Genomic DNA, 13,539 nt, shown 5'->3' with positions numbered 1-13,539 from the left:
GTCCGGAGTGCGCACATCGGACCCTATTCTGACGCTCTGATCGATCGCAACCTGACGTCAGGTTTGGGTGTACTCCAGCTTGACCTGGTCTGACTGCAAAAATCACCGACCAGTGCAGCCATGTTTTCGGTGAGGTAGCGGTTTCCTAGAGAAGTCGTGAAATGGAAGCATTTGGCTACAAGCACCCTGTCGGCTCCGTCGATGGCGGTATCCCATGCTGCTTACGCCAATCCGTAGCCTTGTGTGTTCCGAATCACAGTAGACCAGCGGGATCTCCTCACTGGCCTGTGACCGAGGAGTGAATTGTGAATCGGAAATCTGTAGCGGCCCTTGGGGCCTCAGCCGTCGCGTTGCTAGCTGCCACCACTTTGGCGGTGGGGCCTGCCCAGGCCCACAGTTCAAAATCAGAGGAAGAGAAAACCGTCACCCTGACCGCCAAGCTGAGACAGCTCAACGGCTCCGGAGCTTGGGGCACTGCAAAAGCCGTCGTCAAGGGCGAGACGATCAAGCACATTGAGGTGCACGCCAGGGGTCTGACGCCCGATGCCCCGCACGCCCAGCACATCCACTACGGCGAGCAGGCCATGAATGAGTGCCCCACGCTCAAGCTCGACGCTAATAAAGACGGTCGCCTGAATACTGTTGAGGGCGTTCCCGCTTACGGTCCGGTCGTCGTGTCCCTGAACACGAGCGGCGATACCACCCCTGCCAGCTTCTTGGACGTCACACGCTTCCCGGTCTCCAAGGATGGCCGCTACAACTACAGCCGCAGCAACATCGACTTCACCGATGTGGCAGGCACGGGCTACCCCGGAAACGGCGGTACCGGCACGGCCAAGCAGATCGCCGAGGCCATCCGCGACGGTGAGGGCGTCCTGGTCATTCACGGACTGGATTACGACGAAAACGGCACCTACAACTTCAGTAATCCTGAAGGTGCCAGCGAACTGAACAAGGACCTCCCGGCAGAGGCCACCGACCCGGCAGTCTGCGGCGTCCTCGAACGCCGCTAACCCGCCCCGCGGGGCGACCGGGCATAGGTGCCCGGTGAAGGGCCTTGGTGCGTCCAAAGTTGACTCCGATGGTCCGCCCTACCTGGTAAGGGGGGCGGGCCATCAGCTTGTCCGGACGTTGCGGGTACGGCGCCGGAATCTGAATGGTGAGGTGCCGGCGTACGGCCATCCGCCACCTGGTCGGGTCCGAATATCGGGTACAAGCTGTTCCGGCCGCCTGGCCGGCTGCAGCAAGCTGCAGGGCGCAGAGGCTGGTTCGCCGGTTTCCAAATGCAGTGCCGTATATCCAACGATCCCAGGGAGCTCCTCATGACATCGACGCACAACACCCGCACCGCGGGGCGGGGCGGACTAACGTACAAGAGACAGCACTCGCCGTTGGCGCGGTGTTCCTCCTGGTAGGCATCCTCGGGTTTGTCCCGGGCGGCTCCAGCCAGTAGGACCAGCTACAGTTCGCGGGGCACCACTCCGGGGCACTGCTGCTCGGCCTGTTCCAGGTCCCGGTACTGCACAACATCGTCCACTTTCTCTTCGGCGTTGCCGGTGTTGCAGTGGCCCGGACCGCAGCAGGAGCCCGCTCCTACCTGCTCGTCGGCGGCGCCATCTACCTTGTCCTCTGGATCTATGGACTGGTTGTTGACCAGGAATCAGCCGGGAACTTCTTGCCGCTGAACGGATACGACAACTGGCTCCACCTCCTGCTGGGCGTCGGCATGATCGCGCTGGCACTGATTCTCACCAAGGACCGCACTAAGTCACGGACGCACGCGTAGGCCCCAAAGAGGAAGGGCCCAGCGGGCCTGACAGGCGGGAGAACCGAGGGGTGGCGGCCTGCTTCGCAGAACATCACCCCACTCCAATTGGCGCACGCATGGCGAAGTCAAACCGAAACGCCGTTATGCAAATGTGACATCAACGTGGGTTTTCCCGTAGGGTCGGGCGCGTGCCGGGTCTCCGAATGCGGCACTCCTGAGCTGATTGCCTAACTCTGCCGCCGCCTCGGGATCCGTTCGCAAATTCGTCCGGCAGAGACGGGGAAACCAATTGTGGCCTGCTTCGTGCAGGCCTTGGGGTGAAGCCGCGCCTCCAGCTTGCGCTGGAACTGCGGCCGGGTGTCTCCCATCCGAATCCGACAGCTAACCTCGCAGGCAGTGGGAGAGGCCCTTTCATGCCCATTCGCAAAGCTCACGGCCGCCGCCGCGCGGTCCCCGTCCAGACCAGTGCCCTTGCGGTCCTGTCCAAATCCGTCGCTGACAATGCTGGCGGTGTGGGCCGCCAGGCCGCCGTCATCGCAGCAGCTTCCGGGCTCGTCCTGACCAGCGGCATTGCCGCGCAGGCAGCGGACGCCCCGGCCCAGCGCGACGCGGAGCCGACTTCAAACCTTGAACTCGCCAGCCAGGCACAGGCCCCGCTCAGCGCAGATTCCACGGTCCAGATTTCCTTCGAGCGTCCTGCCGTGGAGACCACTCCTGCCCCTGTCGTGGAAGCGCCCAAACCTGTCGCCGTTGAGGCTGCCCCGGCAGCCGTCGCGAAGGCTGCCGCACCGGCCAAGGCTCAAATCACAGTCACCCCCGCTGCTGCCGCGCCGGTGGCCGCCCCGGCAACAGGTGGAGTCAACGCCACGATGGTTTCCTCCGCCTACGCCCAGATCGGCATGATCCAGGACTGCACACGATTGGTGGAAAACGCCCTGGGTGCTGCCGGTATCGCGGTCGGTGACCTCGGTCCGATGCAGTTCATGAACTACGGCACCGTTGTCACAGATCCCCAGCCCGGTGACATGGTGCTGCAGCCTGGCCACGTAGGAATTTATGTTGGCAACGGCCAGGTGCTTAGCTCCGGTCTGAACGGCAAGAACGAAACGGCAGTCCATCCCCTGACATGGATGACATCCAAGGGCGCCGTCACCTTCGTACGGGCAGGCTAGACGGACCATTGAAGGCCCTTCGATTCAATGCCTTGGGGGCAATGAATCACCGGCGTGGTCCCGCCAGGAGATGCTTATGCCGGCGGGCGGGTCGCGTGCAGGAGCGTCTTCCCAAGCCCGCGAAGACGCTCCTGCACGCGAGGTGCAGGAGCGTCCGGCTGCTTATTGCAGGGTGCGAGTTCGCGTTAAAGTTCCGACACGCTCGACCACCAGAAGGGTGTTACGTCGGGCAGCTCAAGTCCGGGTTATAGGCTGCGAACATGCCGTCCGGGTTGTCTCTCCATACCCACGCGTGCAGCGCGAAGGAGCCGGGGAACGGCCCGTCCTCGAAGTCGACGCCTGCAATCGAAGGCCGCTCGGCCGCTGTCGATATAAACTCAACGGCTACCAGCTTGTACCGGCCGTGCTCATTCGGCATGTACACGAGAACCTCAGGCTTTCGGGCCTGGGTCTTGTCATCGATCAGTTTCTGCTTCGCATAGTGGAAACCCATTGCCCCCACGCCGGGCTTCTCCACGCAGTCAGTGATTCTCTGATAGCCGTCCGCCTCCGCGTTCTCCAGCCAGCGATAGTCGTCGGTAGCGTCGCGCAGGATCCTGACCAGCCGGCGCTGGTCATCATTGTTCCGCCAGTCATCGCTCTGGTCCGAGCCCCCGTACCCGGATCCTCCGTGGGCGACCGCCGTTCCGGGAGCAAGTCCCATGGCTAGTACTGCAGCGGTGGCCATCGATAGTAGCCCCGTCTTGGTGCGATTCATCGTTGATCTTCTACCCCTCTGAGACCAATATCTTCTGTTTAGGGTTGCGAAGCGTGGGAAGAGCGTCCCCCCACCTTCGCCTGGATGCCTGCAGATTTCCCCGGGAACTGCCGGTGAATGAGCCGCTCGAACGGCTAATCGTCCATCGACTTGAGCGGTGTTTCCAGTATGCTCCTACTCCAAAACGCCGCGCTACGCTACGCGTGGGTAGTAGGGGTGCCGGGTGGGAAGGCTCCGAGGAGATCTTATTGTGGCGGCCGTTGCTGCTGCCAGCTCCCCTGGCTCCCGATGTTCCACTTCCTAGGAAATGAACCGCCCTTGAACGTTGTAGGAATTCCACAACGGACGGGTCCAATAGCCCGTTACTGTCACCACAGACTGGCGGCTCTTCACTGTTCAATCGGCGGTTCTATCTGATGCCGATGGTGAGGTTGAGCAGGCACTCCGCGGATTCCCGAATAGTCATGGTGAGGTGCCGAGGCCATTTGTGGGTGCGCCCAATGGGCAGGCGCGGGCCCCCTCCGTAAAGTCCCCGGACGGCGAGGAGATCGGCATCGGAAGTTCCCCGTCAGTGTGGCCGGCCTCCAGAGCCTCCTACCTGCCGGTGTCGGGAAGAATCAGGCCGGGACTTGGTGGACGATGTCGGGAGCGGACAGCCCCTCAAGCCATGCCACCGCGGCCGGACGCGACGTGAAAAACTCCTGGAGATTGTGCTGGCCGCGCCGCATCCAAGCGGCAACGACGCGGTCAAGATTCGTTGTCCCCACTATGGCGACGGAGGAAACGAAGCGGGTGTCCCGGTAGTCGTTGCAGGCTTCGACAGTCAGGTTGACGCCGATGATTTCGATCAGCAATGGCAGCTTCCGGCCGGCACTAAGAAGCTCCACGGCAAGCACAGATTCCGAGGCGTCTTCGGCCTGAAGAATGAAACCGGGCACCCAGATCAGATGAAGGGTCCCGCCGACATATAGGCTCAGCGTCCTTTTCCACCTGCAAGCACGATCTCCGCCACGAATTCCCCTCTGCGGCAGAACAGCCGGAGAATGCGGGCCCCGATAGGGGTCGGGCATGGCGGAGACCAAGAGCAATGCAAGACCGTGGGATCAACAGGCGAAGAACAGCGGTATTCTCTGGCAGGCCCTTCTTCTACGGCAACTGCTAGTGATCTTCCGCGACGACACGAGGTGAAGATTCGAGGATGACCGAAGCGGGCTGCCAGAAGCCCACTGGGAGAACCTGGACATTGCCAAAAGCCAAGGCCGGCCTGGCCGCCGGCTGCACGGCAATACCCAACAACGGCAGAAGCGCGTTGGCGATGGCTTCCCGGACTGCCTCAGTGGAAATCGTGGCTCTTCATGCTTTCAAGCCGGTGCGCGCATGACAGGGCAGGGAGAACACTCATCCTGCTGGAGCGCCAGGGCTGTCATGCGGTTGGGTAATCATCCATACCAGCTCGTCCGGACAGAAGCCGCCGCCACAGTCCGCGCGTTGTACGAGGAGGATAAGCCCTGAAGGTGCATATGCGATAATATTCGCATGGATGCAGATAAAGCCTGTGGTCGGAATGGTGACAGCGGATATGTCGAGCTTGCGGTGGAGATTTTTGCGATGCTCGCGGACGCGACGCGGGTGCGATTGATTCTGGCGCTGCGCGAGGGCGAAATGTCGGTCAATGACCTCGCAGAGGCGGTGGGAAAGCCGCAGTCTGCGGTGTCGCAGCATCTAGCGAAGATGCGGTTGGCCCGGATGGTTTCCACGCGGCAGGAGGGCACCAGGGTGTTTTACCGGCTCGAGAACGAACATGCCCGTCAGTTGGTCACCGATGCAATCTTCCAGGCGGAGCATTCCCTGGGCGGCACGCCGCGCCACCACCACTCGACAGCGGAGAGTACTAAACCATGAAACAGGCCGACAGCCACACCCATGACCACGGCACCGCCGGGCATGACCACAGCGCCGACGAGCATAATCACCGGGCCGGGAACGGGACTGACCATGACCACGGGCATGATCATGAGCACGACCATGAGCACCCCGGAGGGCTGAAGGGCTTCCTCTACGGTCTATTCGTTCCTCACAGTCATGATGCCGCTGACTCGGTGGATGAGGCGATGGAGTCGTCGGTCAAGGGAATCCGGGCCCTCAAGATCTCCCTGGTCGTCTTGGCGGTCACGTCTTTGCTGCAGCTGGTCGTTTTCCTGTTCAGCGGCTCGGTGGCCCTGCTGGCGGACACGATCCATAACTTCTCCGATGCCCTGACTGCCGTTCCGTTGTGGGTGGCGTTCGTCCTGAGCCGCCGGGCGGCGACACGGACCTATACGTATGGCTTCGGCCGGGTCGAGGATCTGGCCGGACTGTTCATTGTCGCCATGGTGGCGCTTTCGGCGGTGGTGGCGGGTGTGGAATCGGTCATCCGCCTGTTCCAGCCGCAGCCGCTGAGTAACCTCGGTTGGGTTCTAGCGGCCGGCCTGATCGGTTTCGCCGGCAACGAGATCGTGGCGATCTACCGGATCCGGGTGGGCAAAGAGATCGGGTCCGCAGCACTGGTGGCGGACGGCGTTCACGCCAGGACCGACGGTTTCACGTCCCTGGCCGTCGTCGCGGGCGTCATCGGCGTCTGGCTTGGTTTCCCGCTGGCGGACCCTATTATCGGCATCCTGATCTCTGTCACTATTTTCGTCCTACTGTGGGGGACTGCCCGGGACATTGGCCGCCGGCTCCTTGACGGCGTGGACCCGGACCTGCTGGAACGCACAGAAGCCGCCATCGCACCGGTAGCCCCCGCCGCCTCAACCGTCCGGTTGCGGTGGAGCGGCCACCGCCTCAACGTTGAAGTCACCGCCGCCATGGATCCTGCCCGGACCGTTGGAGAGCTCGCAGCCCTTAACAGGTCAGTTGAGGACGCTGTCCGCGCAAACATCCGCAACGTCGGAACGGTCCTCACCGTTGCCCGCTGACCCTCGAGGACCCAAACCCGTGGATTACGTGGCCCTTGCAGATGCTGGGACGGCGGGCTCACAACCCGGTTTGACCACGGCCGACATGCCCGGACACGGCCAATTTTTCCTGACAGCCCCGGCCATGGAAATGGGGGCAGTCTTCGGAGGGACGTTGCATTGCTATCAGGGCGACGGCGGATGCCGGAAGCAGGGCCTGTATTTCTCGCGGACCCCGCCGCGCAAACCACTCTGGTGTGAGCTCAGCCACCGACCCACGAAACCCCCGGGAAACGACAGCCGGGGAGCAGAACCATCACTGGCGATAAGTGTCAGCCATGACCTCGCACCGAAACTGGACCGCGCAGTTCTGGACTTTGGGACGTACAACAAGATGCAGCGCTTCGTGTGGCTGTCCCTGCCCGCGGTTAAAGGACCTCAATGCAGCTGCCTCCGCTCAACAGGAACCCCTACCGGCAAACGCTCACCCTGCCTCGACGACGAAGGCGTTGGCCTGACGGATCTTTAGCACCGGCCGGGTCCCTGGCGGCGCAAGGCCCCACACGGTGCCCAAAAACCAGAAGTGGCCGACGACTTCTGAAACTAACGCCGGGATCGGGCAGTGGATCATGTGTAAGAACTCGTCGGAATCAACGTCGGTCCTAAGGGGGAGGACGTTTTTAACCAACGTCGAGGGAGCGCGTCGGTAGGCACAAACTTACGTTGGTGGAAGGCTCCCCAAGCGCCCCATAGAGGACCGGCTTAGGGCGGGGTCGAGAGCGAAAATAGGGAACCGGAAGCGGCTAGGACGCGTCTGACAAATGTTCGGTTCCAGGCGAGCATTCAAGGCTTATTCCTCGTCGGTCGACGCCTTCCACCTGCGACGATAGTCCTCTGACACTGCCGTCAACGCACCCGGGCCGCCCTTCGGTCGTGGCTACGGGTAATTGTGATGGCACCCGCGCCGGCCCGTCCCGGATCCCCGCACCGGGGTTGCAGAGCCATGGGTTGCAGTGATGGGGTTTCTCCGCTGTCGCTGGCCGGTCAGCGGGCTTGGACGGTGGCCATCATGCCTTGGTCTTCGTGGTCGAGGATGTGGCAGTGGATCACGGTGCGGCCGGTGAAGTCGTCGAAGGCCACCCGGACTTTCACCTGGCTGCGGGCGGGGACGTTGACCACGTCCTGCCATGTGGGCCCGGTCACGTCGCGGTCACCGTCCGGGACGATCTGCATGGGCCACACATGCAGGTGGATGGGGTGGTCCATGGGGCTGGAGTTGGTGAGGGTCCACTCCTCCACGGTCCCGGCTGCGGCCGTCTCGTCGAGCCGTTCGGGGTCGAACTCCCGTCCGTTGATGGTGAAGGCCATCATGGTGCCCTGTCCGTTGCCCATTCCCGCGCCCATGTTCCCATTCATGCCCATGGCGAAGTTCAGGGTGCGGGCGGCGGTGACCGGTTCGTTCCGTAGATCGCGCAGGGGCCGGCCCTCGGGCACGGGCCCGGGGTCAGTGCCCGCGCTTCCCGAGACGGCCAGGGTGAGCAGTTCCACCGGGCTGCCACCGGATTCGTTGTCGCCCCTCATGGCCCCGCCCATCATGGCGTTCATGCTGCCGCGGTCCACGGCGGTGGCCGTGAGGGTGGAGGATCCGTCGCGGGTTTCCACGATCAGCTCTACCCGGTTGCCGGGGGCGAGAACCACTTCGGTGACGTCCTCGGGGACCGGCAGGCGCCCGAGGTCCCTGCTGAGCAGCCGGACCTGCTGTCCGTCAAGTGCCAGGCGCAGGTACCGGGAGGGGCAGGCGTTGATGATCCGCCACCGCTCCCGTTCTCCGGGCGCGGCGCGCAGTTGCGGGCGGAGTTGCCCGTTGACCAGGACGATCTCTCCCTCACGTCCCATCATCTGCTGCATCTGGTCCGCCTCGGCGAGATTGCCGGCAGCGTCAAGGGACAGGTCGGAGACCACCAGCACGCGCTCCCGGGTGAACGGAACCGGGTCGGGGTCCTCCACCACGATGGCCCCGTAGAGGCCGGCGGCGACCTGGTCGGCGGCGTGCCCGTGGCGGTGCGGGTGGTACCAGTAGGTACCAGGCGGGTGGTCCCCGGGCAGGGTGAACTCGTAGTCGAAGGACCCGCCCGGGTCAATGCTGACGAATGGGTTGTCGCTGTTGGCCTGTGGGGAGACGTGCAGTCCGTGCACGTGCAGGTTCGTGGGAGCCTGCAGCCCGTTGCGCAGTGTGACCCGGATCGTGTCGCCCGCGCGGACCCGCAGGGTTGGACCGGGCAGTGAGCCGTTGAACGCCTGGACGGAGGCATCCCGCCCGCCGACCCGGACCCGTGCCGGCGCGGCGGTCAGGTCCAGCTCCAGCACCCGGTCGCGGCTGGCCAGCACCTGGGGTTCGGTCAGGTCCTCACCCCCGGTGTATCCGGGTCCGTTGCCGGTGGTCAGCCACAGCCCGGCGCCGCCGGCAGCCGTAGCGCCGGCCCCGACCGCACCCAGTGCCAGCAGCTGGCGGCGTGTCAGCGGCCTCACCGGCCGTCCTCCTCCAGTATCCGTCGCCGTTCCTGGTATTCCTCGGTGCTGATCTCCCCGCGGGCGTAACGCTCCTCAAGGATCTCCCTGGCCCGGGCAGGGCCCGCACCCGTGCGCGGTGGTCCCTGCCCATCGGTGGGCGCGTTACCGCCGGCGTTGCGGGTGAAGGCTTTGACCAGCACCACGGCGAGCGTGACCCCGCCCGCGATCAGCAGAAACCAGAAGATCCATGCAAGCCCCATCCCGCCCAGATCAAAGCCGTTCATCATGAAGGGTTCCTTATCTCTTTCGTACACGGCCAGGCCGTTCCTGACCGCGGGTTATCCGGGACGCGCTGGTGGCGGTGGTTCTAGGCCCTGGCTGACTGACGGGAGTTCTGCCAGGCGTCCCAGGCGGCGTAGCTGCCGTCGAGTTCGACGACGTCGTACCCGGCGCGGCGCAGGGCGCTGGCCGCGACGGAGTTCCGGACGCCGCTTTGGCAGTAACTCACGATGGTTCCTTCGGCCGGGAGTTCATCGAGGTGCCACATGACGCGGCCGCCGCTGAGCTGGCTGGATCCGGGGACGTGCCCGGCGGTGTGCTCGGTGCGGTTGCGGACATCCATCACCATGGCCGCATCGAAACCGGCGAGGTCTGCGGGCTGGATGAGCTTCGGGGTAGACGTGGGGAGGCCTTCGATGCTGGTGATGTAGCCGGCTACGTTGTCGATCCCGACCCGGACCAGGTGGTTCCACATGTCCTGGGCTTGGTCCTGGTCGGGGGCCAGGAGCACGAGGGGGTTCTTGTCGGTTTCCGGGTTGACCACCCAGGCGCCGTAGCTGGCGACGGACTTGCCGGCCGGGACGTTCAGTGAGCGGGTGACTGTGCCTTCGTGGACTTCGCTATTTGGGCGGGTGTCGATGAAGGTGACGTTGTCCTGGGCGAGGTCCTTGGCGACGCAGGCGGTGTCGAGTTCCTGAAGCGGGGCGCGTTCGCCCATGACGGCCGGGCCTTCACGGTTTTCACGCTTCATCCGTCCGAAGTAGGCGTGGGCGTCGGGCTGGCCCTCGAGGAGTTCGTCGGTGAAGCCCTGCTCGTCGTTGGCGGCCAGGTACGGGCCCCACCAGGCGTAGAGGCGCTCGTAGCCGACGGTGGAGGAGGGGATGGCGCCGAGGGCCTTGCCGCAGGCGCTGCCGGCGCCGTGGGCGGGGTGGACCTGGACGTAGTCCGGCAGGGTCAGGAACTTGTCCCGCAGGCTGGCGAACAGCTGTTTGGCACCCTCGAAGCGGGTGTCGATGCCGCCGGCGGCCTCATCGAGCAGGTCCGGACGGCCGAGGTCACCGGAGAAGACGAAGTCGCCGGAGAGCAGGTAGCCGGGCTGGTCGCTGAAGGCGCCGTCGGTGACCAGGAACGACAGGTGCTCGGGGGTGTGGCCCGGGGTGTGGAGGGCCTGGAGGCTGATGTTGCCGATGGTGATGGTGTCGCCGTCGTAGAGGCGTTCGCCGTCGAATTCGTACTGCCAGTCCGGGCCGCCTTCGCCGGAGACATAGATCTTCGCGCCGGTGGCGGCGGCGAGTTCGCGGGTGCCGGAGAGGTAATCGGCGTGGATGTGGGTTTCGGTGACCGCCACGATCTTCATGCCGTTCTTCTTCGCCAGATCCTGGTAGACCGCGATGTCCCGGCGGCCGTCAACGACCACTGCGGTTCCGTTGGCCTGGCAGCCGATCAGGTAGCTGGCCTGGGCGAGGTCTTCATCGTAAATGCGCTCGATAAGCATTGGTTCTCTCCTTCATGAGGGGAAGTTTCGTGTCTGTTCCTGCATCAATTCTAATACCCCAGGGGGTATACAGCAATGCTGGGTGTACCAGCTGTCTTTCGTGGGGATGTTAGGGGTGGTGCTGCGCTGAGTCGGCCCGGAGCTTGTCCATGTCCAGGTTCTTTACGCCCAGAATGACTTCTTCGAGTCCGGTGGCGTTGAGCGCTCCGGGCTGGGAGAAGACCAGGGTTTTGTCCTTGAAGGCCATCAGGGTGGGGATGGAGGTGATGTTTGCTGCTGCGGCGAGGGCCTGTTCGGCTTCGGTGTCGACCTTGGCGAAGGTGATGTCCGCGTGCCGTTCGGCGACGGCACCGTAGGTGGGGGCGAACATGCGGCAGGGGCCACACCAGGCTGCCAGAAGTCAACGAAGACGATCTCGTTGTTCTCCAGGGTTTCGGCGAAGTTCTGTCCGGTGATGTCAATGGTTGCCATGAGGAGGTTCGTGTCCTTCCGGATGGTGTCTTGGAGAGTTGGATGCTGATCTTCAGCAGAGGTCAGGTGGTGGGGAGGCCTGCGCGGGTCCAGGCGATCATGCCGCCGGCCATGGTGTCGGCGGTGAAGCCGGCACCGTTGAGTGCGTCCGCGACGGCGGCGGACCGGTTGCCGCTGCGGCAGACAGCGATGACGGGGACTGTGGGGTCCAGCTCGGACAGACGTGCCTGCAGCTGCCCCATGGGGATGTGCAGCGCTCCCGGGATCATGCCTTCGGCGACTTCAAAGTCCTCGCGGACATCGAGGATCCGGTCAGTGGATCGGCGCTGGTCGGCTTCGTCGACGGTGATTTCAGTCATCGGCTTCTCCTTCGAATAGTTGGACTGTTGTCCTCAGCGGACGGGTTCCCCGGCCTGACGCCAGGCGCCCATGCCGCCACGCAGGGAATATGCCTCATAGCCCTTTTCAGCAAGCAGGCGGGCGGCGGAAGCGGATCGGACCCCGGACTGGCACATGGCGATCACGGGCCGGGTCTTCTGGATTCCGGTCGTGCCGGTCTGGAGTCTGTCCAGCGGGACATGCTTGGCCTGCGGGGCCCGTCCGGAGCGCCATTCCTGAACGGTACGAACGTCGATCAGAGCCGCGCCCGAGGCCAGGAGTTCCTTGGCCTCAGCGACCGTGATGGTTTTGTAGGGCTTGCTGAAGGCCTTCTTCAGGGAGCTGATGAGGCCCATGGTGTTCTCCTTTGTTTCGGAACGAGGGGCGGTTTTCACGCGGTAACGGTGCCCGCAGTGACCCAGGCTGCGACGGCAAAGATGAGCACGGCGAACGAGATGCGGATGTGCTTGTCGTTAAGGTGGCGGGCAAGGCGGGCAGCAACGAGGGATCCGAGGATCGCGGGGACCGCGAAGGACAGGACGCTGGGCCAGTCGATGGTAAATCCCGCGGCGTGGGCGCCGAAGCCCGCAGCCGAATTGATCACGATGATGGCCAGGGATGAACCCACGGCTTGTTTCATGCGCAGGCCCAGGAACAGGGTGAGGGCCGGGGTGATCAAAAAACCTCCACCCACACCGAGCAGTCCCGTGAGGAACCCTACGAGGATCCCGACCCCCACGGCCTTGGGGGCGCAGGAGCGGAAGGCGCGGTTGGGACCTGTACTGCAGGAGCCTTCCGTTTCCGTGGTCCTCATGAGCATCCGGATCCCTGCGAAAACCATGATGACAGCGAAGGCGAGCATCAGGATGTTTGGATCCAGCAGCCGGCCGACCGCAGTCCCGCCCCACGCGGCGGGGATGCCCGCGGCGCCGACAATCAGGACCACAGGCCAGTTGGTGCCTTCGCGCAGCCGAGGGATCAGCGCTGCCAGGGAGGAGATGCCCACCACCAGAAGTGAGGTGGGGATGGCCTCCGCCGGGCTCATGCCCACGCCGTAGACCAGGGCCGGGACGGCGATGATCGAGCCGCCGCCACCGACTACACCCAGAACGATCCCGACGAAGAGCCCCAGTGACAGAGCCGCGATCATGCTGCCGTGGTCCGCTGAGCTTCGGCTATCGGAAGCTGCAGGATGGCGCTTACGCGGGTGGGTTCCTTGGCGGCCTTGTTCCATGGCATCGCCGAGATGGCCTGGCCCATGGCACAGGTATTGGTGGCCGCGGAGAAGGTCAGGCCTGCGCCGATGACGCCGGCAAGCGTCCGGATCTTAGGGGAAACGAACTTACCGCCTGCCAGGCCCAGAACCACCAAGGACCCGGCGGCGAGGCGGACCTGCCGCTCCAGGTCCCAACGGTCCTTGCCCTTGACCACGTCGCCACCACTCGCGGCAAAGCCGGGGACACCGCCGGTCAGGACGTAGGCCGTATCGATGCCGGAACCGGCGAGGCGCTGACGCGCCTGCTCGGCGCGGGCTCCGGAGTGACAGACGAGGACGACGCGGCTGCCCAGGCGGGCGGCCAGTTCCTCGGTGTGTTCGGACAGCAACGGCAGCGGGACGTTATAGGAGCCCCGGATGTGCATCGACTCGAACTCAGCGGCAGAGCGCACGTCGATGACCACGAGATCCTGATGCTCGGCGACCCAGCTGCGCAAGGTCTCCGGCGCCAGGGCGGCAATGGCGGTGGATGGGGAAAGGGAAGTCATGGGGGCCT

General features: G+C 64.3%; 14 protein-coding genes, 1 pseudogene and 1 riboswitch. Of the genes and pseudogenes, 5 read left to right on the top strand and 10 right to left on the bottom strand.

Annotated features, from left to right (window positions below; genetic code table 11):
• Nucleotides 1-305 precede the first annotated feature (305 nt).
• The 3 genes from ACZY0Q_RS17080 to ACZY0Q_RS17070 all read left to right on the top strand — a co-directional run bounded on the left by ACZY0Q_RS17080 (nucleotide 306) and on the right by ACZY0Q_RS17070 (nucleotide 2,940).
• The gene (locus ACZY0Q_RS17080; RefSeq protein ID WP_463918632.1) at nucleotides 306-1,013 is read left to right on the top strand and encodes a hypothetical protein; all 708 of its coding nucleotides are present in this window, start codon (nucleotides 306-308) and stop codon (nucleotides 1,011-1,013) included.
• Between the two features lie 476 nt (nucleotides 1,014-1,489).
• Entirely contained in the window at nucleotides 1,490-1,786 is a 297-nt protein-coding gene (locus ACZY0Q_RS17075; RefSeq protein ID WP_463918684.1) for a DUF4383 domain-containing protein, read from the top strand.
• A gap of 206 nt (nucleotides 1,787-1,992) precedes the next feature.
• Nucleotides 1,993-2,174, top strand: a riboswitch (cyclic di-AMP (ydaO/yuaA leader).
• Between the two features lie 7 nt (nucleotides 2,175-2,181).
• Nucleotides 2,182-2,940 (top strand): NlpC/P60 family protein, encoded by a 759-nt coding sequence (locus ACZY0Q_RS17070; protein WP_463918631.1) that lies wholly within the window; start codon nucleotides 2,182-2,184, stop codon nucleotides 2,938-2,940.
• A gap of 220 nt (nucleotides 2,941-3,160) precedes the next feature.
• Here ACZY0Q_RS17070 and ACZY0Q_RS17065 read toward each other — a convergent pair whose 3' ends face one another.
• Together ACZY0Q_RS17065 and ACZY0Q_RS17060 are read right to left on the bottom strand one after the other, a co-directional pair.
• Nucleotides 3,161-3,697, bottom strand: a complete 537-nt coding sequence (locus tag ACZY0Q_RS17065) for a hypothetical protein (RefSeq protein WP_463918630.1) — start codon at nucleotides 3,695-3,697, stop codon at nucleotides 3,161-3,163.
• Between the two features lie 617 nt (nucleotides 3,698-4,314).
• Complete coding sequence (locus ACZY0Q_RS17060) at nucleotides 4,315-4,635, bottom strand: hypothetical protein (protein ID WP_463918629.1); 321 nt, start codon at nucleotides 4,633-4,635, stop codon at nucleotides 4,315-4,317.
• A 598-nt stretch (nucleotides 4,636-5,233) separates the two neighbouring features.
• On the opposite strand from ACZY0Q_RS17060, the gene ACZY0Q_RS17055 reads away from it, so the two are divergent.
• On the top strand, nucleotides 5,234-5,599 hold the full coding sequence (locus ACZY0Q_RS17055) for an ArsR/SmtB family transcription factor (RefSeq protein WP_463918628.1): 366 nt from the start codon (nucleotides 5,234-5,236) through the stop codon (nucleotides 5,597-5,599).
• Complete coding sequence (locus tag ACZY0Q_RS17050; protein WP_463918627.1) at nucleotides 5,596-6,654, top strand: cation diffusion facilitator family transporter; 1,059 nt, start codon at nucleotides 5,596-5,598, stop codon at nucleotides 6,652-6,654. The genes ACZY0Q_RS17055 and ACZY0Q_RS17050 overlap by 4 nt, the downstream gene beginning before the upstream one ends.
• 1,023 nt (nucleotides 6,655-7,677) lie before the next feature.
• Here the strand turns inward: ACZY0Q_RS17050 and ACZY0Q_RS17045 are convergent.
• The 8 genes and pseudogenes from ACZY0Q_RS17045 to ACZY0Q_RS17010 form a co-directional block, all read right to left on the bottom strand.
• Nucleotides 7,678-9,162 (bottom strand): multicopper oxidase family protein, encoded by a 1,485-nt coding sequence (locus ACZY0Q_RS17045; protein ID WP_463918626.1) that lies wholly within the window; start codon nucleotides 9,160-9,162, stop codon nucleotides 7,678-7,680.
• A complete protein-coding gene (locus ACZY0Q_RS17040) occupies nucleotides 9,159-9,431 on the bottom strand; it encodes an SHOCT domain-containing protein (protein WP_463918625.1) in 273 nt (90 codons plus the stop codon). The genes ACZY0Q_RS17045 and ACZY0Q_RS17040 overlap by 4 nt, the downstream gene beginning before the upstream one ends.
• Before the next feature lie 80 nt (nucleotides 9,432-9,511).
• Nucleotides 9,512-10,918, bottom strand: a complete 1,407-nt coding sequence (locus ACZY0Q_RS17035; RefSeq protein ID WP_463918624.1) for an MBL fold metallo-hydrolase — start codon at nucleotides 10,916-10,918, stop codon at nucleotides 9,512-9,514.
• 109 nt (nucleotides 10,919-11,027) lie between these two features.
• Nucleotides 11,028-11,389 (bottom strand): annotated as a pseudogene (locus ACZY0Q_RS17030) (thioredoxin family protein).
• A gap of 62 nt (nucleotides 11,390-11,451) precedes the next feature.
• On the bottom strand, nucleotides 11,452-11,748 hold the full coding sequence (locus ACZY0Q_RS17025) for a rhodanese-like domain-containing protein (protein WP_463918623.1): 297 nt from the start codon (nucleotides 11,746-11,748) through the stop codon (nucleotides 11,452-11,454).
• A gap of 33 nt (nucleotides 11,749-11,781) precedes the next feature.
• On the bottom strand, nucleotides 11,782-12,123 hold the full coding sequence (locus ACZY0Q_RS17020; protein WP_463918622.1) for a rhodanese-like domain-containing protein: 342 nt from the start codon (nucleotides 12,121-12,123) through the stop codon (nucleotides 11,782-11,784).
• A gap of 35 nt (nucleotides 12,124-12,158) precedes the next feature.
• A complete protein-coding gene (locus ACZY0Q_RS17015) occupies nucleotides 12,159-12,917 on the bottom strand; it encodes a sulfite exporter TauE/SafE family protein (RefSeq protein WP_463918621.1) in 759 nt (252 codons plus the stop codon).
• Nucleotides 12,914-13,531 (bottom strand): rhodanese-like domain-containing protein, encoded by a 618-nt coding sequence (locus ACZY0Q_RS17010; RefSeq protein ID WP_463918620.1) that lies wholly within the window; start codon nucleotides 13,529-13,531, stop codon nucleotides 12,914-12,916. The genes ACZY0Q_RS17015 and ACZY0Q_RS17010 overlap by 4 nt, the downstream gene beginning before the upstream one ends.
• Nucleotides 13,532-13,539 lie beyond the last annotated feature (8 nt).

Source organism: Pseudarthrobacter lactosi (genome assembly GCF_055412785.1).
Note: the sequence above shows the minus strand (reverse complement) of the source record. Positions and strands in the feature narration are given on the sequence as shown.

Coding starts and splice junctions, on each gene's coding strand:
- ACZY0Q_RS17070 (WP_463918631.1), top strand. CDS start 2,182: ATGCCCATTCGCAAAGCTCACGGCCGCCGCCGCGCGGTCCCCGTCCAG.
- ACZY0Q_RS17065 (WP_463918630.1), bottom strand. CDS start 3,697: ATGAATCGCACCAAGACGGGGCTACTATCGATGGCCACCGCTGCAGTA.
- ACZY0Q_RS17055 (WP_463918628.1), top strand. CDS start 5,234: ATGGATGCAGATAAAGCCTGTGGTCGGAATGGTGACAGCGGATATGTC.
- ACZY0Q_RS17050 (WP_463918627.1), top strand. CDS start 5,596: ATGAAACAGGCCGACAGCCACACCCATGACCACGGCACCGCCGGGCAT.
- ACZY0Q_RS17040 (WP_463918625.1), bottom strand. CDS start 9,431: ATGATGAACGGCTTTGATCTGGGCGGGATGGGGCTTGCATGGATCTTC.
- ACZY0Q_RS17035 (WP_463918624.1), bottom strand. CDS start 10,918: ATGCTTATCGAGCGCATTTACGATGAAGACCTCGCCCAGGCCAGCTAC.
- ACZY0Q_RS17025 (WP_463918623.1), bottom strand. CDS start 11,748: ATGACTGAAATCACCGTCGACGAAGCCGACCAGCGCCGATCCACTGAC.
- ACZY0Q_RS17020 (WP_463918622.1), bottom strand. CDS start 12,123: ATGGGCCTCATCAGCTCCCTGAAGAAGGCCTTCAGCAAGCCCTACAAA.
- ACZY0Q_RS17015 (WP_463918621.1), bottom strand. CDS start 12,917: ATGATCGCGGCTCTGTCACTGGGGCTCTTCGTCGGGATCGTTCTGGGT.
- ACZY0Q_RS17010 (WP_463918620.1), bottom strand. CDS start 13,531: ATGACTTCCCTTTCCCCATCCACCGCCATTGCCGCCCTGGCGCCGGAG.